21 protein-coding genes are annotated in these 20,528 nt (G+C 55.3%); 2 read left to right on the top strand and 19 right to left on the bottom strand.

Annotation, left to right across the window (positions count from 1 at the left end):
* Positions 1-20: 20 nt before the first annotated feature.
* From lspA to QT230_RS10735, 8 genes are all read right to left on the bottom strand, one after another.
* Entirely contained in the window at positions 21-569 is a 549-nt protein-coding gene (gene lspA / locus QT230_RS10770; protein ID WP_308321735.1) for a signal peptidase II, read from the bottom strand.
* On the bottom strand, positions 562-3,408 hold the full coding sequence (gene ileS / locus QT230_RS10765) for an isoleucine--tRNA ligase (protein WP_308321734.1): 2,847 nt from the start codon (positions 3,406-3,408) through the stop codon (positions 562-564). Before ileS ends, lspA begins: the two co-directional genes overlap by 8 nt.
* A gap of 7 nt (positions 3,409-3,415) precedes the next feature.
* On the bottom strand, positions 3,416-4,453 hold the full coding sequence (gene ribF / locus QT230_RS10760) for a bifunctional riboflavin kinase/FAD synthetase (RefSeq protein ID WP_308321733.1): 1,038 nt from the start codon (positions 4,451-4,453) through the stop codon (positions 3,416-3,418).
* An 83-nt stretch (positions 4,454-4,536) separates the two neighbouring features.
* The gene (murJ, locus tag QT230_RS10755; RefSeq protein ID WP_308321732.1) at positions 4,537-6,120 is read right to left on the bottom strand and encodes a murein biosynthesis integral membrane protein MurJ; all 1,584 of its coding nucleotides are present in this window, start codon (positions 6,118-6,120) and stop codon (positions 4,537-4,539) included.
* A 96-nt stretch (positions 6,121-6,216) separates the two neighbouring features.
* On the bottom strand, positions 6,217-6,483 hold the full coding sequence (gene rpsT / locus QT230_RS10750) for a 30S ribosomal protein S20 (protein ID WP_022521977.1): 267 nt from the start codon (positions 6,481-6,483) through the stop codon (positions 6,217-6,219).
* Positions 6,484-6,806: 323 nt separating this feature from the next.
* The gene (locus QT230_RS10745; RefSeq protein ID WP_308321729.1) at positions 6,807-7,562 is read right to left on the bottom strand and encodes an amino acid ABC transporter ATP-binding protein; all 756 of its coding nucleotides are present in this window, start codon (positions 7,560-7,562) and stop codon (positions 6,807-6,809) included.
* On the bottom strand, positions 7,559-8,227 hold the full coding sequence (locus QT230_RS10740) for an amino acid ABC transporter permease (RefSeq protein WP_308321728.1): 669 nt from the start codon (positions 8,225-8,227) through the stop codon (positions 7,559-7,561). Before QT230_RS10740 ends, QT230_RS10745 begins: the two co-directional genes overlap by 4 nt.
* A gap of 68 nt (positions 8,228-8,295) precedes the next feature.
* Positions 8,296-9,066 (bottom strand): amino acid ABC transporter substrate-binding protein, encoded by a 771-nt coding sequence (locus QT230_RS10735; RefSeq protein WP_308321727.1) that lies wholly within the window; start codon positions 9,064-9,066, stop codon positions 8,296-8,298.
* A 406-nt stretch (positions 9,067-9,472) separates the two neighbouring features.
* On the opposite strand from QT230_RS10735, the gene QT230_RS10730 reads away from it, so the two are divergent.
* Entirely contained in the window at positions 9,473-9,793 is a 321-nt protein-coding gene (locus QT230_RS10730) for a hypothetical protein (RefSeq protein WP_308321726.1), read from the top strand.
* 392 nt (positions 9,794-10,185) lie between these two features.
* Entirely contained in the window at positions 10,186-11,211 is a 1,026-nt protein-coding gene (locus QT230_RS10725; protein WP_308321725.1) for a serine hydrolase, read from the top strand.
* A gap of 20 nt (positions 11,212-11,231) precedes the next feature.
* Here the strand turns inward: QT230_RS10725 and QT230_RS10720 are convergent, their stop codons facing one another.
* The 11 genes from QT230_RS10720 to QT230_RS10670 all read right to left on the bottom strand — a co-directional run bounded on the left by QT230_RS10720 (position 11,232) and on the right by QT230_RS10670 (position 20,519).
* Positions 11,232-11,792 carry a YqhA family protein gene (locus tag QT230_RS10720; RefSeq protein ID WP_308321724.1) on the bottom strand — a complete coding sequence of 187 codons (561 nt, stop codon included), beginning with the start codon at positions 11,790-11,792 and terminating at the stop codon, positions 11,232-11,234.
* A 14-nt stretch (positions 11,793-11,806) separates the two neighbouring features.
* Entirely contained in the window at positions 11,807-12,400 is a 594-nt protein-coding gene (locus tag QT230_RS10715; protein ID WP_308321723.1) for an exopolysaccharide biosynthesis protein, read from the bottom strand.
* On the bottom strand, positions 12,393-12,857 hold the full coding sequence (locus QT230_RS10710; protein WP_308321722.1) for a TerB family tellurite resistance protein: 465 nt from the start codon (positions 12,855-12,857) through the stop codon (positions 12,393-12,395). Before QT230_RS10710 ends, QT230_RS10715 begins: the two co-directional genes overlap by 8 nt.
* 36 nt (positions 12,858-12,893) lie before the next feature.
* Entirely contained in the window at positions 12,894-13,907 is a 1,014-nt protein-coding gene (locus tag QT230_RS10705) for a nucleoid-associated protein (RefSeq protein ID WP_308321721.1), read from the bottom strand.
* A gap of 34 nt (positions 13,908-13,941) precedes the next feature.
* Positions 13,942-14,703, bottom strand: a complete 762-nt coding sequence (locus tag QT230_RS10700; RefSeq protein WP_308321720.1) for an ABC transporter permease — start codon at positions 14,701-14,703, stop codon at positions 13,942-13,944.
* Positions 14,700-15,641 (bottom strand): ABC transporter ATP-binding protein, encoded by a 942-nt coding sequence (locus QT230_RS10695; protein ID WP_308321719.1) that lies wholly within the window; start codon positions 15,639-15,641, stop codon positions 14,700-14,702. Before QT230_RS10695 ends, QT230_RS10700 begins: the two co-directional genes overlap by 4 nt.
* A gap of 81 nt (positions 15,642-15,722) precedes the next feature.
* Positions 15,723-16,001, bottom strand: a complete 279-nt coding sequence (locus QT230_RS10690; protein WP_308321718.1) for a peptidylprolyl isomerase — start codon at positions 15,999-16,001, stop codon at positions 15,723-15,725.
* Between the two features lie 49 nt (positions 16,002-16,050).
* A complete protein-coding gene (locus tag QT230_RS10685; RefSeq protein WP_374694460.1) occupies positions 16,051-17,136 on the bottom strand; it encodes a serine hydrolase in 1,086 nt (361 codons plus the stop codon).
* 75 nt (positions 17,137-17,211) lie between these two features.
* The gene (locus tag QT230_RS10680; protein WP_308321716.1) at positions 17,212-18,336 is read right to left on the bottom strand and encodes an acyltransferase family protein; all 1,125 of its coding nucleotides are present in this window, start codon (positions 18,334-18,336) and stop codon (positions 17,212-17,214) included.
* Positions 18,337-18,522: 186 nt separating this feature from the next.
* Positions 18,523-18,819 carry a hypothetical protein gene (locus tag QT230_RS10675; RefSeq protein ID WP_374694456.1) on the bottom strand — a complete coding sequence of 99 codons (297 nt, stop codon included), beginning with the start codon at positions 18,817-18,819 and terminating at the stop codon, positions 18,523-18,525.
* 293 nt (positions 18,820-19,112) lie between these two features.
* A complete protein-coding gene (locus QT230_RS10670; protein ID WP_374694455.1) occupies positions 19,113-20,519 on the bottom strand; it encodes a sugar porter family MFS transporter in 1,407 nt (468 codons plus the stop codon).
* Positions 20,520-20,528: the final 9 nt, after the last annotated feature.

Here is a 20,528-nt window from a genome sequence, read left to right as displayed (position 1 = left end):
GTACCATTCTCAACGTTCGATTAATGGGAAGCCCCGTGCGCTTTTTTGCGCCGCCGCTCACCCATAATGGATTCCCAGATTAAGGCAACCGCCCCCAGCACAATGCCCATATCGGCCACGTTAAATGCCGGGTAGTACCACCCGGCGACGTGAAACGATAAAAAGTCGACCACATAACCATGCACCAAGCGATCATAAAGATTCCCCAGCGCACCACCGATAATCAGCGGCAGTGCTATCGCCAACAACTTTTCGTCGTTTTTGATCCGCGAAAGCCACACCGTCAACGCCACGCTGGCACCCACGGCAACCAAGGCGAAGAACCAGCGCTGCCAGCCGGGATGGGTAGCTAAAAAGCTGAATGCAGCCCCCGTATTGTGCAGCAGGGTCAGGTTAAAGAACGGCAGCACCTCTACCGGCTGTGCATAACCCAACTGGCTACTGGCCACGTACTTGGTGGCCAGATCCAAGACAATGACCGCCACTGCTAGCCACAGCCAGCGCAGTGGCCGCTGCATCTTCGGCCGCGCGTTTGTATCGGTATCACTAGGCGTGTTTTTATCAAGCATAGTAACGAATCTCACCGCTTCCCTCGGGGAGGTTACTGATACAGCGCCCACATAGATCCGGATAATCCGCATGGGTGCCTACGTCGGGGCGATGATGCCAGCAGCGCTCGCACTTGGTGTTACCGCTTACTTTAACCGCGACTTTCAAGCCTTCAAGTTCCGTTGCTTCTGCATCACCGGCCTCCGCCTCACTCGCATCAGATAAGGGTTTCAGCGTGACTTCGCTGGTTAGCATCACAAAGCGCAGCTCATCGCCTAGCTTGGCCAACGTCGCCTGCAGCTCATCGCTCACATACAGCGTCACTTCGGCGGCTAGGCTACCCTTGATCACTTTAGCGTTACGCGCGTCTTCCAGGCACTTGTTGACCGAGTGCTTGACCTCTAGCACCTGCTCCCAAAAAGCACGGCCTAGCTCGGCGTTGTCGTCCAGGCTACCCAAACCAGTGTAGTAGGTCTCCAAGAGCACGCTGTCACCGCGCTTACCGGGGATATTCTCGTGAATCTCCTCAGCGGTGAAGGAGAGGATCGGTGCGATCCAGCGGCTCAGCGCTTCCACCACATGATAGAGCGCGGTTTGCGCACTACGCCGGGCCAGGGAATCGGCCTGCGTGGTGTATTGGCGGTCTTTGATGACATCCAGATAGAAGCCACCCAGCTCCCGGGCGCAGAAGCCGTGCACCTGCTGGTACACATCCAGGAAGCGGTACTCCTCGTAGGCTTTTTCGATCCGCGCCTGCAGCTGGTAAGCACGATCCACCACCCACTGATCCAGTGCCAGCATATCGCCAAATGCTACTTGGTTTTTCTCTGGATCAAACCCGTTAAGGTTGGAAAGCAGGAAGCGGGCGGTGTTACGAATCCGGCGATAGACGTCGGAGGTACGCTTCAAAATCTCGTCAGATACCGCCATTTCGCCGGAGTAATCGGTAGACGCCACCCACAAGCGCAGAATATCGCCGCCCAGTTTATCCATCACTTCCTGAGGCGCAACCACATTGCCCAGCGATTTAGACTGCTTACGGCCCTGGGAGTCGACGGTAAAACCGTGGGTCAGCAACTGCCGGTACGGCGGATGCCCGTCAATAGCCGAACCCGTCAGCAGCGACGAGTGGAACCAGCCGCGGTGCTGGTCGGAGCCTTCCAGGTACAGATCAGCCCGCGGACCGCTCTCGTGGCCGTGGGGATGCGAGCCGCGCAGCACGTGGCGGTGGGTCGTACCGGAGTCGAACCAGACATCCAGCGTGTCGGTGACTTTATCGTACTCCGCCGCTTCGGCGCCCAGCAGCTCTGCCGGGTCGAGTTTGAACCAGGCGTCGATGCCCTCCTGCTCTACGCGCTTGGCCGCCTCTTCCATCAGCCCAACGGTACGCGGGTGCAGCTCGCCGGTTTGCTTATGGAGGAAGAACGGGATCGGCACGCCCCAGTTCCGCTGGCGGGAGATACACCAGTCTGGGCGGTTGGCGATCATGCTATGCAGACGCGCTTGGCCCCAAGCGGGGGTAAACGCAGTGGCTTCGATACCTTCCAAAGCGCGCTCACGCAAGGTTTTACCGTCCTTGCCTTTGATGTCCATGCCCACAAACCATTGAGCCGTAGCACGGTAGATCACCGGCGTTTTGTGGCGCCAGCAGTGCATGTAGCTGTGCTTGATGGGGATATGCGCCATCAGTGCATTTACTTCGCGTAGTTTTTCGACGATCTGGGGGTTAGCTTTCCAGATCATCTGGCCGCCGAAGAACGGCAGGTCATCAACGTAAACGCCGTTGCCCTGCACCGGGTTGAGCATGTCATCGAACTCCATGCCATGCTCGCGGCAGGTGATAAAGTCATCCATGCCATAAGAAGGCGCGGAGTGAACAATACCTGTACTGCCCACCTCCGACTCGACGTACTCGGCCAGGTACATGGGCGACAGACGGTCGTAGAACGGGTGACAGAAATTGATCAGGTCGAGATTTTTGCCTTGAGTCGTCGCGATCACCTCACCTTGCAGCTCAAAGCGTTCCAGGCAGCTCTCGACCAGCTCTTCGGCCAACAGCAGCAGGCGCTCACCGGTATCAACGAGCGCGTAGGTAAACTCAGGGTGAACGTTAAGCGCCTGGTTGGCCGGAATGGTCCAAGGGGTCGTCGTCCAGATGACTACGGCTGCAGGCTTGGGTAATTCACTCAGGCCAAATGCGGCGGCAAGCTTGTCGGCATCCTCCACAGGGAAGGCTACATCGATGGCATCGGACTTCTTGTCAGCGTACTCAACTTCCGCTTCCGCCAGCGCCGAGCCGCAGTCAAAGCACCAGTTAACCGGCTTCAGGCCTTTAAATACATAGCCCGCATCGACCATCTCGGCCAGCGCGCGGATCTCACCCGCTTCATTGGCGAAATCCATGGTGCGGTAGGGGTGATCCCAATCACCAATAATACCCAAGCGCACAAAGTCGGCTAGCTGGGTTTCAACTTGGGCACCAGCGTATTCACGGCATAACTCACGAGCGTTGCTCGCCTCAAGGTGCTTACCATGGGTGGTTTCTACCTTGTGCTCGATAGGCAGACCGTGGCAGTCCCAGCCCGGTACATAAGGGGCATCGAAACCGGCTAAATTCTTCGATTTAACAATAATATCTTTGAGGATTTTATTAACGGCGTGACCGATATGAATACTGCCGTTGGCGTAGGGAGGGCCATCGTGCAGCACAAACAGCGGCGCACCAGCGCGTGTTTCGCGCAGGCGCTGGTAAATGTTCATATCCTGCCACTGGGAAACCCGCCCCGGCTCTTGCTTCGGCAACATGCCGCGCATGGGGAAGTCAGTTTCAGGCAAATTCAGCGTGTGCTTATAATCCATGATCTGGTCAGCCGTTGTTAGCATCGGCGGCGTCATCCGCCGAAGAATAATCAGAAGAAATCGCCTCACGCCCTAGCGGGGCCGAGGCCAGCGGAAGAGAGTAGTCTTGATCGACCTCAACTGCCGCTAAATAGTGGCGAGCGCGGGCCTGGTCACGTTCAATTTGTGCTTTCAGTGCCTCAAGGCCGTCAAACTTCACCTCGCCGCGCAGACGCACACAGGGGAATACGGTCATACGTTGGCCGTAGAGATCACCGGCAAAATCCAGCAGGTGCACTTCGAGCGTTGGCCGGTCTGAGCCTACGGTAGGACGGAAGCCGACATTCGCTACTGCCGGGTGGCGTTCACCATTTTCAAGCTCCGCCACTACCGCAAATACGCCACGCAGCGTTAACGGCTGCGGCAGTAGCGGTAAGTTGGCGGTGGGCACGCCAATGGTGCGTCCCAACTGCTGGTCGCGCACCACGCGGCCATGTAACGAATAGGGGCGTCCTAACAAACGTGCGGCGGCGGAGAAATTGCCGCAGGCGAGCAACGTACGCACCCGCGTGCTGGAAACCCGCTCGTCATCCACGGTAAAGGTGCGGGTGTGCTCGACACCAAACCCCTGCTCACGCCCAACGTCCGCCAGCAGCGCGAAATCGCCGCGTCGGTCACAGCCAAAGCGGAAGTCATCACCCACGACCAAGTGCTTCACGTCCAGCCCGTCAATTAATACCTGATCGATAAACTCGCGCCCGGTGAGGCTGCGCAGTGCATCGTTAAACGGCAGAACCAGCACTTGCTCGGCACCAAAATCACGCAGTAGCCGTACTTTCTCACGCAGCCGGGTTAAGCGCGGCGGCGCTTGATCGCCGGCAAAAAACTCCCGCGGCTGGGGTTCGAACACCACGACGGTTAGCGGCACACTCCAGCGTGCGGCATGTTCACGGCACTGCTGAAGAATGGCCTGGTGGCCGCGATGCACCCCATCGAAGTTACCGATAGTCGCAACGCAGCCACGATGAGCCGCTCTAAAGTTGTGCAGACCTCGAATGACGCGCATGGCACCTCAGCCGTTGGGAGGATATAAAGCCTCTGATTATAACGAACACGCCTGATAACAAATACACCCGCTAGGATGTAACGTTACGAGTGCATTTTAAAATGACGCATGCGTAGGCCAAACGCTGCAAGCCACGCAAAGTAGAGCGAGCCACCGAGTACCACCAACCCTGAGACCCAGCTCACTCGCTGCCAAAGGCCAAAGCTAAGCCACGCCTGCCAATCCGGGGCGACAAAATAGAGTGCCGCGCACATTAAAGCGCTACCCCCCAGCAACTGCACCGAGTAACGCTTCCAGCCTGGCTGGAAGATCAGCACGCCTCGCTTATGCAGCAAGTAGCCTAGCAAGCCCGCGTTTAAAAACGCCGACAGCGCGGTAGCCAACGCCAACCCAGCATGGGCCAGCGGCCAAATCAGCAGAAGGTTAAACACCATATTGGCGACCATGGCCAGAATGCCCACTTTTACCGGTGTTTTGGTGTCTTGACGGGCAAAAAAGCCCGGTGCCAATACTTTGATCAGCATAAAGGCCACCAAACCGAACGCATAAGCACGCAGACTCATGGCCGCCATTTGAATATCGTTGTCGGTCATTGCGCCATAATGAAATAGCGTGATCAACAGCGGCTCGGCCAACACCGCCAGCGCCAGCGCGGCTGGCAAGCCTAGCAGCAGCACAATGCGAATCGCCCAGTCGAGCATGGCTGCAAAGTGCTCCTTAGACTGCTCCGCATGGCGCTTAGAGAGCGCGGGCAAAATCACCGTACCAATCGCCACCCCGAAAACTCCCAGAGGCAGCTCTACTAAACGATCCGAGTAATAGAGCCACGACACGCTACCCGCCGCTAGTAACGAGGCCAGAATGGTATCCAACAGCAGGTTAATCTGCGATACCGAGACCCCAAACAGCGCAGGCCCCATCAGTTTCAGAATACGCCGCACGCCCTCGTGGGCAAAGTTTGGCCACGGCGTCGGCATCAGCCCCAGCCGCAGTAAAAACGGTACCTGAAAAACCAACTGAGCGGCCCCGGCGATCAACACGCCCCACGCCAGCGCCATGGCGGGCTTTTCCATTAACGGCATCAAAAACAGCGCCGCGCCAATCAGCGAAAGATTCAGCAGTACCGGAGTAAACGCGGGCACCGCAAAGCGATTCCAGGTATTCAACACGCTGCCGGAAAACGCGGTCAGCGAAATCAGCAGCAAGTAGGGAAACGTTAAGCGCAGCATATCCGCGGTCAGCGTCAGTTTCTCTGGGTCACTGCCAAAACCGGGGGCAAACACCCAGATCAGCCACGGCGCGCAGAGCATCGCTAACGCCGTAATCAGCGCCAGCACCGCCGTCAAGCTACCGGCAGTGGCATTCAGTAGCGCGCGTATCTCCTCCCGGCTGCGCTGGGCGGAGTACTCTGAAAGCACTGGCACAAAGGCTTGATTGAACGCGCCTTCGGCAAACAGACGGCGTAGAAAGTTAGGGATCTTAAACGCCACAAAAAACGCATCGGCGCCATCCCCCGCCCCTAGCAAGGTTGCAACGACAACATCTCGCGCCAGCCCCATCACCCTCGACAGCATCGTCATGGCGCTGACCACAAGACCTGAGCGCATTAGCCCACGGCGAACTACTGCAGTATCAGGGGACGCATTGGCTGCTTTCTTCGCCGTCATAAGCTATCCAGAAAAGACCATCCAAAGGAACCACAAAGAGAACATTCAGACACAAAAAAACCGGCCGCAGCCGGTTTTTTTATGGCGCCTGCCGGCTTACGCCGCCAGTGCCTTAATACGCTTGTTCAAACGGCTCTTCAGGCGAGCTGCTTTTTTCTTGGACAGCACGTCTTTGTCGGCAATACGGTCAACGACCGGCTGCATCGCCTTGAACTCTTCCATTGCCTTGGCGTGGTCGCCGGTGCCGATCGCTTTCACTACACGCTTGATGTAGGTGCGGACCATGCTGCGCTGGCTGGATTTCAGGACGCGACGGTTCTCGGCCTGGCGGGCGCGCTTGCGTGCTTGCTTGCTGTTCGCCACAGGGTATCTCCTTGGAGAATAAAGGTTGCCGATAAAACGGCAACGAAATTAAATATGTGTTCGTCGACTGCGCTGTCACAGCACGACGTTTCCGCAACGATTTATTTCTAACAACCCATTTCCAACAATCCATTTCCGAAACAACCTGTTTCCGAAATAACTAATTGTTTTGGCTGGATTATCACCCTACCAAAGTGTGTAACAGGCAGTTGAAATAAGCTGCCCATTCACGGGACTTGTCTGAGAGGATGGCATAGTCTATCACGCGCTAGGCGCGCTTGCTAGCGGTTGTCAATGCTGGGCAGGGCTCGGCGACACTCAAGCTAAGGCACATCCTGCCCCGTAGGCGCCAGAATTTTGCGCAAAAAATGCCGCGTTCGCTCATCTTTCGGTGCGGTGAAAAGCTCCTCGGGCGGAGCCTGCTCGACAATACCGCCGTCATCCATAAAGACCACTTGATCAGCTACGTCTCGGGCGAACTGCATTTCGTGGGTGACAACGATCATCGTCTGGCGCTCTTCCGCCAATTGCTTCATCAGACTCAGCACTTCCTCTACCCACTGGGGATCTAACGAAGAAGTCGGCTCATCAAACAGAATCACATCGGCATTTGCGGCCATCGCCCGGCCGATTCCCACCCGCTGCTGTTGGCCGCCTGAAAGCGAGGCCGGATAAGCATCGGCTTTATCTGCCAAGCCGATACGCTCCAGAATTTCCCTGGCCCGCGCATGGGCCTTCGCTTTCGGCAGCTTATCCACCACCATCATGCCCTCGCTGATATTCTCCAGCGCGGTTTTATTGGCAAACAGCCCGTAGTTTTGAAACACAAACGCCGTACGCCGACGCAGCGCCAAAATATCCGCCCGGCTGGCGCGCTGGGTGTCGATGCTCAAATCGCCTACCGTTAAACGCCCCGCATCCGGTCGCTCTAAAAAGTTAATACAGCGCAGCAGCGTGGATTTACCGGTACCGGAAGGACCAATGATCACGATGATTTCGCCCTGGGAAAGGCTCAAATCGATATCATGAAACACCGTGTGGGCGCCAAAGCGCTTGGTAATGCCTTGCAGCGAAATCATCGTTGATAGGCCTTATTCAGATAAACCTCTAATCGGCGCTGCCCCCAGGAAAGCACCTCTACGATTGCCCAATAAATCAGCGCTACTAGCAAGAACGCCTCTAAATAGAGAAAGCTTCCCGCCGCCTCTTTTTGGGTAGCGCCCATTAACTCGGTCACTCCCAGCGTAAAGGCCAACGAGGTCGCTTTAATCATATCGATGAAATAGTTCATCAGCGTCGGGGTAGCCACACGGGTGGCCTGAGGCAGAATAATGCGCCGCATCAGCTGCGACTGGGTCATACCTATCGAGAGCGCGGCTTCCGTCTGGCTGCGGTCTATCCCCACAATCGCGGCACGAATCGACTCAGCCATATACGCAGAAAAGTGCAGCGTCAGCCCCAGCACCGCCGCCTGCACGCCGGTAATCGAGATCAGCGCGCTAATCAGTTGTGGCAAGCCATAATAGAAAAGAAACAGCTGAACCAGCAGGGGCGTACCGCGAAAAAACGAGATAAACAGCATCGCCAAACCGTTAAGCAGCGGCACCTTAGAGACACGAATGACCGCCATCAAACACGCCAGTATCAAGGCAAACACCATCGCAATGGTCGCCATCTGCAGCGTGAGCGGCAAATAGCGCAGCAGGACCGGCAGTAGCCCCCACATATATTCAAGGTTAAGCATCGCAATATCGCTTATAAGCAAACGGCCGTGGCAATGCCACGGCCGCGTTAAACAGATGAGTTCAGCGGTTACGGCTGAGTAATATCGGTATCAAACCACTTTTCTGATATCTCGCCCAGCTCGCCACTGTCACGAAGCTCAGCAAGGGCAGCATCAACACGGTCACGCTGTACACGGCCCGTCTCGTCATCGCGGAACGGTAGCGCGTTCTCAATCGTCGAGAACGGCTGACCCGCCAGTTCTAACGGCAGGCCCTTCTCTTTAATGACCTGCGTGGCACTCACGCGGTCCATCACGAAGGCCTCGACACGGCCCAACGCAACGTCCTGCTCAATATTGGACTCATAAGTGCGAATGTCGATTTCATCCGCATTCGGCTGTTCGCGCAGCAACTGCTCGTAGTTCGAGCCCAGGTTGACCGCCACGCTTTTGCCGGACAAATCCTCAACGCCCTGAACGGCGTCGTTACCTGCGCGTACCACAACCTGAGCGCCGTCATACACATAAGGAGCGGTGAACACATATTTGGCTTCACGCTCGGGTGTAATGGTGATCTGGTTAGCGATAGTGTCGATACGCCCAGACTCCAGCATCCCCGCTAAGCCCGAGAAGCTCGCGGTGACAAACTCAATGTCATCGCCGGTGATCTCACCCACCGCATTCATCACATCGACCTCAAAGCCTTTCAGCTCATCTTGCTCGACAAAAGTAAACGGAAAATAGCCGCCAGACATACCTACGCGCAGCGTATCGGCCTGGGCAGCGGCAGCGAAAACTCCACTGGCAACGCTCACTGAGAGCGCTGCCAGGGTGACACTGGCCTTACGAATTAGTGACATAATAGGGCTTCCCTTTTGATGTAGCAGGTTAGGCAGCAAATATTAATGGCAAGTATCCTACTCTTTCGCCACAAAACAGTAAAAGAATATTAAACGTGATTTTTATTCCATTAAAGAATATATAAGCAAGCTTCTATTCCCAGTGCCCAGCCATCCACCCCAAGGCCTCATAAAAAGCTCGCTCGCTTTTGACGAGCTCTTAACCTAAGAGCGGCAAATGGATAGCTATTGAGAAGAGTATGATCAGACGTGGCGTTAACCGAGACGCTGACCCTCACGCATCTTCAAATTATAGATCAAGGTTCAATCTAGGTCTTCGTCTAGGTTAGACCTTGGTCTAGCCTAGACGTTAGTTTATAATGCACTGCAATAACCCTCTACGGGTGCTAATTGCAGGAGAGTATGCGTGCCTCTAGAACTGACTTCTCCCAAGCTATCAACCGCCGCGAACGTTCAGCGTAGTCTTCGCCAGTGTTTATCGATTGCCGCTGAATTGCTCTACGACCACGGCCATGTGTTAGAAACGATTACCTTGCCCCAGCGCGGCTTAGCCCGCCGTGAATTGCTCGCGCTTAGCGCGGCAGCACCAACTTGGGCCACTTGCCAGCAGGTAATGGAAGACAGCGAAGCCGCTACTTTCAATGAGTATGGCCGCTTTGTATTGACCCGCCTTGGCCGCGAACTGATGTTCGATATGTTTGGCCAGGGGGCCGCCGACTGCGCCTAGTCAATCATCTGGCGTTGATCGCGCATAAAAAACCGCTCCATCAGCGAACGCTGCGGGCGGTTTTTTTGTCCTTGTTTCTAGCGCCAAGCGTTGTGGGGCTTAGCGCAGGCCGAGCAACGATAGGATAAACAGCACAACCACGATAAGACCAATAATGTAGATGATGTTACGCATAGGGCGCTCCTTGCTAAGTGCGTGTTAGAAAAAATATTGGTGTGTTTTAGGGAAAATCAATGGGTTGCTTACCCACGGACCAACACAGATAGCCTAGCAGGCTTTTTCTCTCTTTGCGTACTGTCGGCACATTTTTGGGTGCTTCAGGCAGGTTGAATCGTGGAACCTCCTCTACTTCTCAACCTCGAACGATAGCCACTCATAGCCAAGGGATTGCAATGCGCGCGACTGTGTTACTTATCCCCTGTGTTTTTTTGTCATTATTTCACGTTTCTAGTGCCGCAGCAGATGCCCCCTCAACAACGGCTCTGCAGGCGCTTGATCGGCAGGCCAGTGCGTTAAATCGTGTGCATGCGTTGGTAGTGGCGCATGATGGCGAAATTATTCACGAATACCATCAGGGTGGGCCGGGCGTGGCATCGCCTGCCAATATCAAGTCCTTATCTAAAACCGTGCTGGCGGCGATTACCGGCGCGGCGATTGAGGCGGGTATCTTAGAGTCTGCTGAGCAGCCCATGGTCGAGCTATTTGGCGATCATATGCCAAGTGGCACTGATCCGCGCGTTAACGAGATTACCGTGGCGCATCTACTCGCTCTACAGGCGGGTCTGGAACGAACATCAGGGAGCAATTACAGCGCCTGGGTGGCGAGCGCCAACTGGGTAAACGATGCCTTAACACGACCTTTTGTGGATGAACCAGGCGGGCAAATGCTTTACTCCACCGGCACAAGTCATCTGCTTTCTGCCGCCCTTACCCATGCCAGCGGCGAAACCACTCACGCGCTCGCCCAGCGTTTGTTGGGTGACCCGCTCAATATCACTATTCTCCCGTGGCTACGCGACCCGCAAGGCATCTATTTTGGCGGCAATGATATGCAGCTTTCGCCACGGGCGCTGATTGAAGTGGGCGAGCTGTATCGCAATGATGGCATCGTATTTGATGAAGCAGGTAATGGAGAGCGGATTCTGCCGGAAGGCTGGGTGGAGGAGTCATGGCAGCCGCGTGGCACATCGCGCTGGACAGGCGACGGATACGGCTACGGGTGGTTTATTACTCAACTAGCAGGGGAAGATACTTACTACGGGCGCGGCTACGGTGGTCAAGCAATGTTCGTCATTCCTGAGCGAGAGATGACCGTGGTGATCACCTCAGACCCGAACCCACCCTCGCCCGGCGGGCAGTTCCAGCAGCAGTTGAATAGGCTGGTGGTTGGTTTGTTAGCTGAAGATGGTGAGTTGTAAGTTGTAATTAGTATCGTGCCTTATTCGCCTTTGTGGCCGAGGCTCATCAAATAGAGCGCGGCCGCTAGTGCCAATATTGAAAGGGCGAGATAGATCGCCTCCAGCGGTGTGGCAAAGCGAATATCCACTACCGCACGGAAGAACTCGATAATCACCGCTAAAATCACCACGCGGGCGATTTTGTCTTTGAGCTGATCGAGCGAGGCAACGTTAAAGGGGTGATGCGGGAAACGCGCTTCGGCTTGGTCAATGCGCGAGACAAACAGCCGGTAGATGCCCAGGCCGAAAATCAGCAGTACGATCGCAATCAGATAGATATCCACCGCGATAATAATATCGGGCACTAAACTGTCGTGGATATTCGGGGTGCCTCCAACCAGGTAGTAACGCAACACGTCGGCCACGACGGTTAAAATATCCACGGTGCCGACAATAAACAGTATCAATGAACCCATCAGGCTTGGCACCACGGCAAGCATGACCAGAAAACGCGAGTTCCACAGCGCCGTTTCGATTCGCCGCTCCCAAGCCCCTTGCTGCTGCGGTGATTTAGGTGGCGTGGGCGGTGAGGCATCTGGCATGGCAAGGTTCCTTTTTAGACTAGGTTCATCACGATTAAAACGCACGTGGCGGCAAACAGCGCAAATCCTAGCAGCAGCGCAACCCCATCGCGAGCGACCAAGCCAAGGCCAAGCAGGGAAAGTGCTACCCCGGCACCGTTGGCCGAAAAGGGAATAAACTCCATCGGTGGCATGGCGAGGGCAATTAACAGGCAAACAACCGCAGTGACACGAATACCGATATAGCCGGTTAGCCACGGTAAGCGTACCCGCAGCAAACCATCTATCCAGCGGGCGGGCTTTTTCATCCACTTGATGCCCTTGTCGAACTTCTGCCGGGAAAGAGAGCGCTTGAGTAACCATCCAGGCAACCAGAACGACTCACGTCCCGCTAGTAGCTGTACTGAAACAAGCAGCACCAGCACGGCCATCAGCGTCGGCATGCCAGGTATGTCGCCGATGATCGGTGCCAGCGTAATTAACCCAGCGACCAGTAGCAGTGGCCCAAACGAGCGTCGCCCCACAGCCTGCACAACATTATCAACGCTAACCCGTGAAGCATCCTGCTCCATCTGCTCTATCGAGCTAATTAAATCCATTAAACTCGCGTCTTCGTTGCGGTTATGCATCGTGGTTATTGCGATCCTCTACTTGCAGTTTGGTGCGGATAAAGTCGCTATGGCTAACATATAGCAAGTCCGCCAGGCGGCGAATACGATGCTCCTCCAGGGGGTCGATATTGCCGTCGGCCCAGGCTAACTGCCACATCTGCGCGACCAGTTCACAGCGCTGGTCGTAATCATAGTGCTCTTTAATCAGGCTTACGAACTGGTAGTGGTCGACCGCCTCGTCCACCTCCGCCTGGGCCAGTGTCATCAACTCTTCCACATCGCTTGCACTTAGCCGGTAGCGCTCGGTGAGCATAATACGCAGGGCGGCAAGTTCTTCGTCGCTGGTGTCGTAGTCGGCGCGAACGATTTCACACAACAACGCCGCAGTGGCCAGCTCCAGGGTCAACGTTTGATTTTCACGCTGCTCGGGTTGCGCCAGCGCGCGCTGAAAAAAATCACTAATGGCGTTCAGCATAGAATTCTCCTGGCTAGAGAGAGCCTTGTCGTAAACTCAATCCTTCTTGGTGAGCTGCTCTCTTAACTGCTTGGGTACCTGCTTGATAATCAGACGATCCTGGGCGGCATCGTACTCGATGCTGGAGCCCAGCAGGTGGGAGTCAAAACTGATGGAAACGCCACCGGCGCGCCCAGTAAAACGGCGGAACTGGCTTAAGGTGCGTTTATCCGGAGGAATCTCCGGCGAGAGCCCGTAATCAGCGTTACGAATATGCTCGTAAAAGGCTTTCGGCTGCTGTTCGTCCACCAATCCGGATAGCTCTTCCAGGGTCATGGGCTCGCCACGTCGCAGCTGTTCGTTAGCGTAATCCACAAGGGTGTCGGTTTTTTCACGACTCACCTCGTCGTCATAATCCTCTTTTTCGACGTAGTCGCTAAATGCCTTGAGCAGCGTGCGGGTTTCCGCCGGAGCGTCAACGCCCTCCTCCATTCCCAACAGCGCCACCAAGCCCTCAGCGAGTTTTTTACCGCCGCGATCTTTTAGAAACGAGACATATTGTGCATTCGGCGCATCGCTCTGCCACTGAGTGAGGTTGATGCGCGCCGCCAGAGTGAGTTGGCTGGTATTAAGTTGGGCAGCAGGCACGGCGTGGTGCTCATCGTTAATACCGATCCCTTCACGCTGGTGTACCAAAGCCATCAACAGCGTTTCGGTATCGCCCTGGCGCTGGTGGCTGATCACTAAGTAACCGCTCACTGACAGCTGTTCTTGAAGCTGTTTGGCGAGCCGTTCGGCCAGCGCAACCGAAAGCTCGGCAAAGCTCTGCTCACCGGCAAGATAGTCGCGTAGCCACACGGCTAGCGGCCCGGTCTGATCGCCCTCTTCAGCGAAACGTCCCCAGCCTTTGGGCTTGGTGTTGTAGGTGTCGTTGAGCGCACCCACCAAACTCGCCATTACCGAGTCGTCGCTGGCATTAGCCTGTTCTGACTGGGGGGCGGCGGTTAGGGTTAAGCGCTCACCGTCAAGCGTCGGGTCTAGGCGGTGCACAATACTTTGCAGTAACGGCATAAGGGTTTACTAGCGTCCAGAGTTTAAAAAAACGTCAGGGTTTTAGGCGATAACCGGTGCGGAAAATCCAGCCAATCGTACCCAGGCAAACAACGAGAAATAGTGCAATCATGCCCACACTCGCCGCCAGGCTAACGTCGCTGATGCCGTAAAAGCTCCAGCGAAAGCCGCTCACCAGATACACCACCGGGTTTGCCAGAGTGATGGTTTGCCAAAACGGTGGCAGCATATCAATGGAGTAGAAGCTGCCACCCAAAAAGGTCAGCGGGGTAATCACTAACAGCGGCACCAACTGCAAGCGGTCAAAGCCATCGGCCCAAATGCCGATGATAAAACCCAGCAAGCTGAAGGTGACGGCCGTCAGCACCAGAAAGAACAGCATCCAAAACGGGTGGGCGATTTCCAGCGGAACAAACAAGCCAGAGGTCGCCAGAATAATCAGCCCCAGCAGGATCGATTTCGAGGCCGCTGCGCCTACATAGCCAATGACAATCTCTAAATGCGAGATTGGCGCCGAAAGCAGCTCGTAAATACTGCCGGAGAACTTGGGAAAAAAGATGCCGAAGGAAGCGTTCGAGACGCTTTGGGTCAACAGCATCAACATAATCAGCCCAGGCACGATGAAGGCCCCATAGCTGACCCCGTTGACCTCACTGATGCGTGAGCCGATCGCGGCACCAAACACCACAAAGTAGAGCGATGTGGAGATCACCGGCGAGACAATGCTCTGCAGCAGCGTGCGGCGCGTGCGGGCCATTTCCGCCATATAGATAGCGCGGACGGGATGTAGGTTCATGCACGCTCCTTAGGATTAACCAAATCGACAAAAATATCTTCCAGCGAACTCTGCCGGGTATTTAGGTCTTTAAAGGTGATGCCTTCGCGCTCTAGCGCGGTTAGCAGCTCTGAAATGGCGTGGCCGTCCTCTTCCTGACTGCCGTCGTAGGTATAAACCAGCTCATGCCCTTCCGCCCCTAAGCTCAGTTCATAGCGCTGCAAGCTGGCAGGCATCTCGGCTAACGGGCTGTGCAGGTTAAGCGTCAGCTGCTTGCTGCCTAGTTTGCTCATCAAGGCGGCTTTTCCTTCTACCAGCACCAGCTCACCGCCATTGATCACGCCGATACGGTCGGCCATCTCTTCGGCTTCTTCGATGTAGTGAGTGGTCAAGATGATAGTGACGCCGTTCTCGCGCAGCTGACGCACGACTTCCCACATCTCGCGGCGGAGTTCAACATCCACTCCGGCGGTGGGCTCATCCAAAAAAAGAATGCGTGGCTCGTGGGAGAGCGCTTTAGCGATCAGCACGCGACGCTTCATACCGCCCGATAGCGTGATTAAACGGTTGTTGCGTTTATCCCATAGCGCCAGCGACTTGAGCACTTTCTCAATATGCGCTGGATTGGGCGCTTTACCAAACAGGCCACGGCTGAAGCTCACGGTGTTCCAGACGGTTTCAAACGCTTCGTTAGTAAGCTCTTGGGGCACCAGACCAATGCGCTCGCGGGCTTGGCGGTAATGGGTAATATTATCGAACCCATCGACCAGCACATGGCCAGCGGTGGGGTTGACCAAACCGCATACAACGCTGATCAGGGTCGTTTTGCCTGCCCCGTTGGGGCCAAGCAGCGCAAAGATTTCACCACGCTGAATGGTTAAATCAATGTGGGTTAGGGCATGAAAGCCACCTTCGTAGGTTTTATTCAGGCCTTTAATCGCAATAATTGGGTCGTTCAAGGCGTACTCCTCACACCGCAGCCTAGTGGCTGCGGCGCTTGACGGCCTTTTAGGCAGAATTAAGAGCGGTTGGTGGAAAAGTTAAGAGCGTTCGGTAACTTCTAGCAGGTGGTAGCCAAACTGGGTTTTCACCGGACCGTGTACTTGGCCTACTTCGTCATTGAAGACGACTTTGTCGAACTCGGGCACCATTTGTCCGGGGCCGAAGCTACCCAAGTCGCCGCCTTGACGGCTGGAGGGGCAGCTGGAGTGCTCTTTGGCAACTTCCGCAAAATCGCGGCCGTTTTCGATCTCTTTTTTGAGTGCTAAGCACTGCTCTTCACTGCTGACCAAAATGTGGCGGGCGCTGGCGCGTGTCATAGGTTACTCCTAACTAATTATGTTCTGAGGGGTCATTCGGGGCGGTAGTTTACCACGGCTTACCCAGTGCTCCGCTATAACGCAACGCTTCGCCCACACTGGACATGGCACGCTCGTGGGCACTAACGGCCAGTGGCCCGCGAGTACAGCTGACAATTACCCACGGCCCTTCTGTTGCAGTATTAACGTTGTCGCTCTCGGCAATGCCCGCATCGCAACTGCGGCGCTGCTGGGTGCCGGTTTTATGGGCAAAGCTTATGCCGCTTCCCATACCCGCCTTAAGACGCTGTTTGCCGGAACTGGTTCGCCGCATCACGTCCAGCAGCATTTGCCGCTGCTCGGCATTTACATCATCCATACCCGGTCGTTGCTGAACAGTATGCAGGCTAGCCAATAGGTCGCCAAAAGCACTTAAGGTGCCAACGTTCTCACCTGTGGCTTCGTACGCATCAAAAGCGTGGTCGTAATCCGGCTGCGTGAAAGACGCCGTGCTGACTCCCAGCATTCGGGCTAACGCCTGCCCGCGTTGGCTCACCGGGTGCTGGCGCAGGGCGATAAAATCCATTCCGCCAAGCTCGCGCGCATCCGGGTGCAGCTCGCCATAAACCCCCTGGCGTACACCGACCAGTTTAGAGATAGGGCCAATCGCATCCGGGTTGCCGCCGCTTGACGCAATCATCAAGCGAGCGCGCTCATTTACCTCCTCAAGCCCCACCCGATCAATCAACATATCGGTGGCGGTGTTATCGCTGACGGTAATCATCTGCTCCATTAAGTAGCGGATCGAGATAGGTGTGCCGGGGTCGTGCCAGTTGGTAGGCCCTGCGCCATCGACAAAGTCACTCCGCGCAAGGGTTAACCGCTCATCCAGAGAGAGCGTGCCTGCCTGACGCTCGGCGAGCACCTGGGCCGCCACCGGTATTTTGATTAGCGAGGCTAAGTACCAAGGATCTTCAGCACGCCAGGAGTAGGCTTCGCCACTGGCGAGGTTTTGTACATAAACCCCCAGCCGACCCGCAAACACCTCTTCGATGGCCTGTAAACGAGCGGTTAAATCGCCCTGCCAAGCGCTCTGTTTATCGACTTCATAGTACCAATTGGTTTCGTACGCATCTGCATGTGCGGGTAGCGCCATGAAAAGTGCTACGGCTACCAGTCCGCGCTGTATCCAGTGTCGCAAATCGTAAACTCCCTAAATGATGGATCGTGTTTAACGGTGCTGGGCTATCCAACGTGTTAACCAAATCCACGCCGCAGCACCCAGTATCAACAGCCCGCCCACGCCAAGTGCCTGTGGATAGGTGTACATTCCCTCGCCTTCCCATAGAAAGCGCAGCACTAAGAAGATCATCAAAATATGGAAGATAAACGCCATGAGGGCGTTAGAGCCGACAATCGTCAGCGGCATTAAAGCCTTTGCCGCGTTGGTGCCGCCAGCAAGCGCGGCGGCTAATAGCACCAGCGCGCCGCCCAGACTAAACAGCATAAATTCTAGCCCTGGCGGATGTTTGCCAACATTTTTCGCCACCGCCAGCATCGCCGCATGCACATCGCCACTAGCAAACGCCAAGCCATAAAATCCGGCGACCATTAGTGCACCCAGCCCTAGTAGGGTCAACACCAGCCGCCGCCGCGCAGCAGGCTCAAAGTAGCAGCGTAGCAAGGCTTCACCGATCAAAAGGCCCACTAGAATCATGGGTGCGCGGCTTATCTGCCCCCAGGTATAGTGGTCTTCGTGATCCACCAGTAGCGCCTTCAGAATATCGTTGCCGCCGAAGGTGAGGCTTTGCAGCCAAACGGTCAGCGCGATTAACACGCCAATCGAGGCTAGTCGGCTCCACAGCGGCGCCCGCGCCCACAGCGGCAAAATCAGCGGCACCCATAGCAGCGCGATGGCGTAGAAGCCTAAGATTTCTACCCAAATTGCGAAACGGCCATAGAGCAAGGCATCGACAATTTCGCTGGGCGAATAGAACGGCAACATTTCAATAACGAGCAGCGCTTTGTACCAGAACCACACTTCTACGGCGCGCAGCCACAGTTTCAAACGGCGTTTAGGCCAATCGTCGCTTTGAGTGTGGGAAAGAAACGCTACCGCCAGCGCGATGCCAAACACCATAATAAACAGCGAAGAGGAGAATTTAGTCAGAAAATGGATCGGCACCATGCCCCAGTCAGGGACGTTGCGAATACCCACCAACCCACTGACCGCGTGGCTTATGATCATCAAGCCAATGGCTAGGCCACGAGCTAAGTCAATCGCCTCTATGCGGCCTTCGGCCTTGGGCAGTTGGGGCTTTTCTGTCCATTTTAAGGGCATCCAGTTCAGGGGCATCAAGACATCCTTGTGGGCACCGTAGTCAATGGTTAAGCATAAAGGTGCTTAACACTTTAGCGTGAAATGATATCGCCCGCTTGAGTTGACAGTGTTAACGGCCACACACAAAGATGCCCCGCAGTGGGCGGGGCATCTGTTGGCTCATCCATGAGCCCGAGAAAAGTTAGTCCTTAAAAGTTGCAATTACCACCCGGAGTCATCCTCCTCTTCATCAGTGGCGGGGACTTCTTGCTCCTCTTCCTCTTCTTCGTAAGTGAATTCTTGCTCTTCCTCTTCGTACTCAGTACCTACATCCGAACCTTTATCTTGCTCAGTGTCGTAGCTGTTGTAGGTGCCTTGATCATCCTGCGTCGTTTCTTCCTGCGGGGTCGGTTCGTACTCGTCGCTGCTGTCCACTTGAGCAAAAGCAAGCGGGCTGGCCATTAGGCCAAATGATACACCTAGGATGCCAAGTTTCTTGAGAGATTCCGTCTTCATCATGATACTGCTCCTGTATGGCTTTACTGCTTAAACTTCGGCACTTGCTTACGAGCATCGCACCTTAGTTTTAGTGTTGAGAGGGTAAGGTCTTCCTACCATCCGCTCTCACCACTAATACTGCAGCGAGCGTGCCACTTTTCGACCAACGTAAATAAAAATCACTATTAAACAATCGTTTATATGTTTAAAACCGATGCCAACCTTTTGTTTTTATTAATAAAAACTAGCCTTATCCTGTTTAAAATAGGCACATGATCCCCGATTGATCAGGCAATCTGGGCAGTCTAGAAGGATTACTCGTAGGCCATCTCTTCCAGCTCTTTACCGCGCGTCTCTTTGACGAAGTACATAACGAAGAAGACCGAGGCAACGGCACTGATCGCATAGAAGCCGTAGGCACCGAACAACCCGATAGAAGCCAGCATGATAGGAAACGTCATGGTAATACCGAAGTTGGCCAGCCACTGGAAAAGCCCTGCTATCGCCAGCCCCGAACCGCGCATCTGATTGGGGAACATCTCGCCCAGCATAACCCACATCACCGGCCCCCAAGAGGCGTTGAAGAACAGCACATAGAGGTTGGCGCACAGCAGCGCAAATACGCCCATGTCACTGGATAGCTGTAGACTGCCATCCACCATCGAGGCCGTAGAGAACGCATAGGAGAGACACGCCAGTGTCGCCGCCATGCCCACAGAACCACCCCAAAGCAGCGGTTTGCGGCCAATTTTGTCGATCAGCGCAATGGCCAGCAGGCAGGCGCCGATACTCACGGCACCAGAGATCACGTTGATCAGCAGCGCATCGCCTTCGGAGAAACCTACCGACTGCCATAGCACCGCGCCGTAGTAGAAAACAACGTTAATGCCCACCAACTGCTGGAAAACCGCCAAACCAATCCCCACCCAGACAATAGCGTGCATCTTGCCGGTGGTGCGGTTCATCACATCGCTCAACCGTGGCTTGTGGTCTTGATCCAGGGTGGTGTTTATTTCATCAATTTTAGTGCTGACATCCCGTTCAGGCATCACTAACCCCAGCACCCGGCGGGCTTCGCCCTGCTTACCGGTACTGATCAGGTAACGCGGGCTTTCCGGAATAAACAGCAATGCCACCAGAAAAACGGCAGCCGGTATCAGCTCAATCCAGAACATCCAGCGCCAGGTTGCGAAGCCAAACCATAGCTCGGTGGTTGCCGAACCCGCGACATAAGCCAAGACATAGTTACTCAGAAAGGCAAAAAACAAACCCGAGATGATCGCTACCTGCTGGATCGTAGCTAAACGCCCACGATAGGCCGATGGCGCGACTTCACTGATATAAGCCGGGGTCATCACGCTGGCGGCGCCGACGGCAAGGCCACCGAGAATGCGGTAGACCACAAACTCCATCGAACTACCGGCAACGCCTGACCCCCAGGCACTAATCAGGAAAAACACCGCGGCCACGATCAGCAGCGTGCGGCGGCCAAAGCGATCCGCCAGACGACCGGCAAAGAAGGCCCCAATCGCGCAGCCCAGCAGCATGGAGGCGACATTGAACCCCGTGCCTGCGCTATCCGAGTTAAAAGTGGTCTGCAGGCCATCGACGGTACCGTTGATCACGCCACTGTCGAAGCCGAACAGGAAACCGCCGATGGCGGCAATACAGCAGATCACCAGAATATACGATGAGCGGCTTAGCGTTCTTTGTTGTGTCATTGTCGAGCT

It is taken from the genome of Halomonas sp. SpR8, from assembly GCF_031010195.1.
GTDB lineage: Bacteria > Pseudomonadota > Gammaproteobacteria > Pseudomonadales > Halomonadaceae > Vreelandella.
The sequence above is the reverse complement of the archived record's forward strand: the minus strand, read 5'-3'. Positions and strand labels throughout refer to the sequence as shown.

Excerpts from the sequence above, each read along its gene's own strand:
- QT230_RS10705 (WP_308321721.1), bottom strand. The coding sequence starts at position 13,907 with ATGCCGTTACTGCAAAGTATTGTGCACCGCCTAGACCCGACGCTTGAC.
- QT230_RS10745 (WP_308321729.1), bottom strand. The coding sequence starts at position 7,562 with ATGATTTCGCTGCAAGGCATTACCAAGCGCTTTGGCGCCCACACGGTG.
- QT230_RS10740 (WP_308321728.1), bottom strand. The coding sequence starts at position 8,227 with ATGCTTAACCTTGAATATATGTGGGGGCTACTGCCGGTCCTGCTGCGC.
- murJ (WP_308321732.1), bottom strand. The coding sequence starts at position 6,120 with ATGACGGCGAAGAAAGCAGCCAATGCGTCCCCTGATACTGCAGTAGTT.
- QT230_RS10710 (WP_308321722.1), bottom strand. The coding sequence starts at position 12,857 with ATGCTGAACGCCATTAGTGATTTTTTTCAGCGCGCGCTGGCGCAACCC.
- QT230_RS10685 (WP_374694460.1), bottom strand. The coding sequence starts at position 17,136 with ATGGCGCTACCCGCACATGCAGATGCGTACGAAACCAATTGGTACTAT.
- QT230_RS10715 (WP_308321723.1), bottom strand. The coding sequence starts at position 12,400 with ATGCATAACCGCAACGAAGACGCGAGTTTAATGGATTTAATTAGCTCG.
- QT230_RS10725 (WP_308321725.1), top strand. The coding sequence starts at position 10,186 with ATGCGCGCGACTGTGTTACTTATCCCCTGTGTTTTTTTGTCATTATTT.
- ribF (WP_308321733.1), bottom strand. The coding sequence starts at position 4,453 with ATGCGCGTCATTCGAGGTCTGCACAACTTTAGAGCGGCTCATCGTGGC.
- ileS (WP_308321734.1), bottom strand. The coding sequence starts at position 3,408 with ATGGATTATAAGCACACGCTGAATTTGCCTGAAACTGACTTCCCCATG.
- QT230_RS10720 (WP_308321724.1), bottom strand. The coding sequence starts at position 11,792 with ATGCCAGATGCCTCACCGCCCACGCCACCTAAATCACCGCAGCAGCAA.
- QT230_RS10675 (WP_374694456.1), bottom strand. The coding sequence starts at position 18,819 with ATGATGAAGACGGAATCTCTCAAGAAACTTGGCATCCTAGGTGTATCA.
- QT230_RS10680 (WP_308321716.1), bottom strand. The coding sequence starts at position 18,336 with ATGCCCCTGAACTGGATGCCCTTAAAATGGACAGAAAAGCCCCAACTG.
- lspA (WP_308321735.1), bottom strand. The coding sequence starts at position 569 with ATGCTTGATAAAAACACGCCTAGTGATACCGATACAAACGCGCGGCCG.
- QT230_RS10670 (WP_374694455.1), bottom strand. The coding sequence starts at position 20,519 with ATGACACAACAAAGAACGCTAAGCCGCTCATCGTATATTCTGGTGATC.
- QT230_RS10690 (WP_308321718.1), bottom strand. The coding sequence starts at position 16,001 with ATGACACGCGCCAGCGCCCGCCACATTTTGGTCAGCAGTGAAGAGCAG.
- QT230_RS10735 (WP_308321727.1), bottom strand. The coding sequence starts at position 9,066 with ATGTCACTAATTCGTAAGGCCAGTGTCACCCTGGCAGCGCTCTCAGTG.
- QT230_RS10700 (WP_308321720.1), bottom strand. The coding sequence starts at position 14,703 with ATGAACCTACATCCCGTCCGCGCTATCTATATGGCGGAAATGGCCCGC.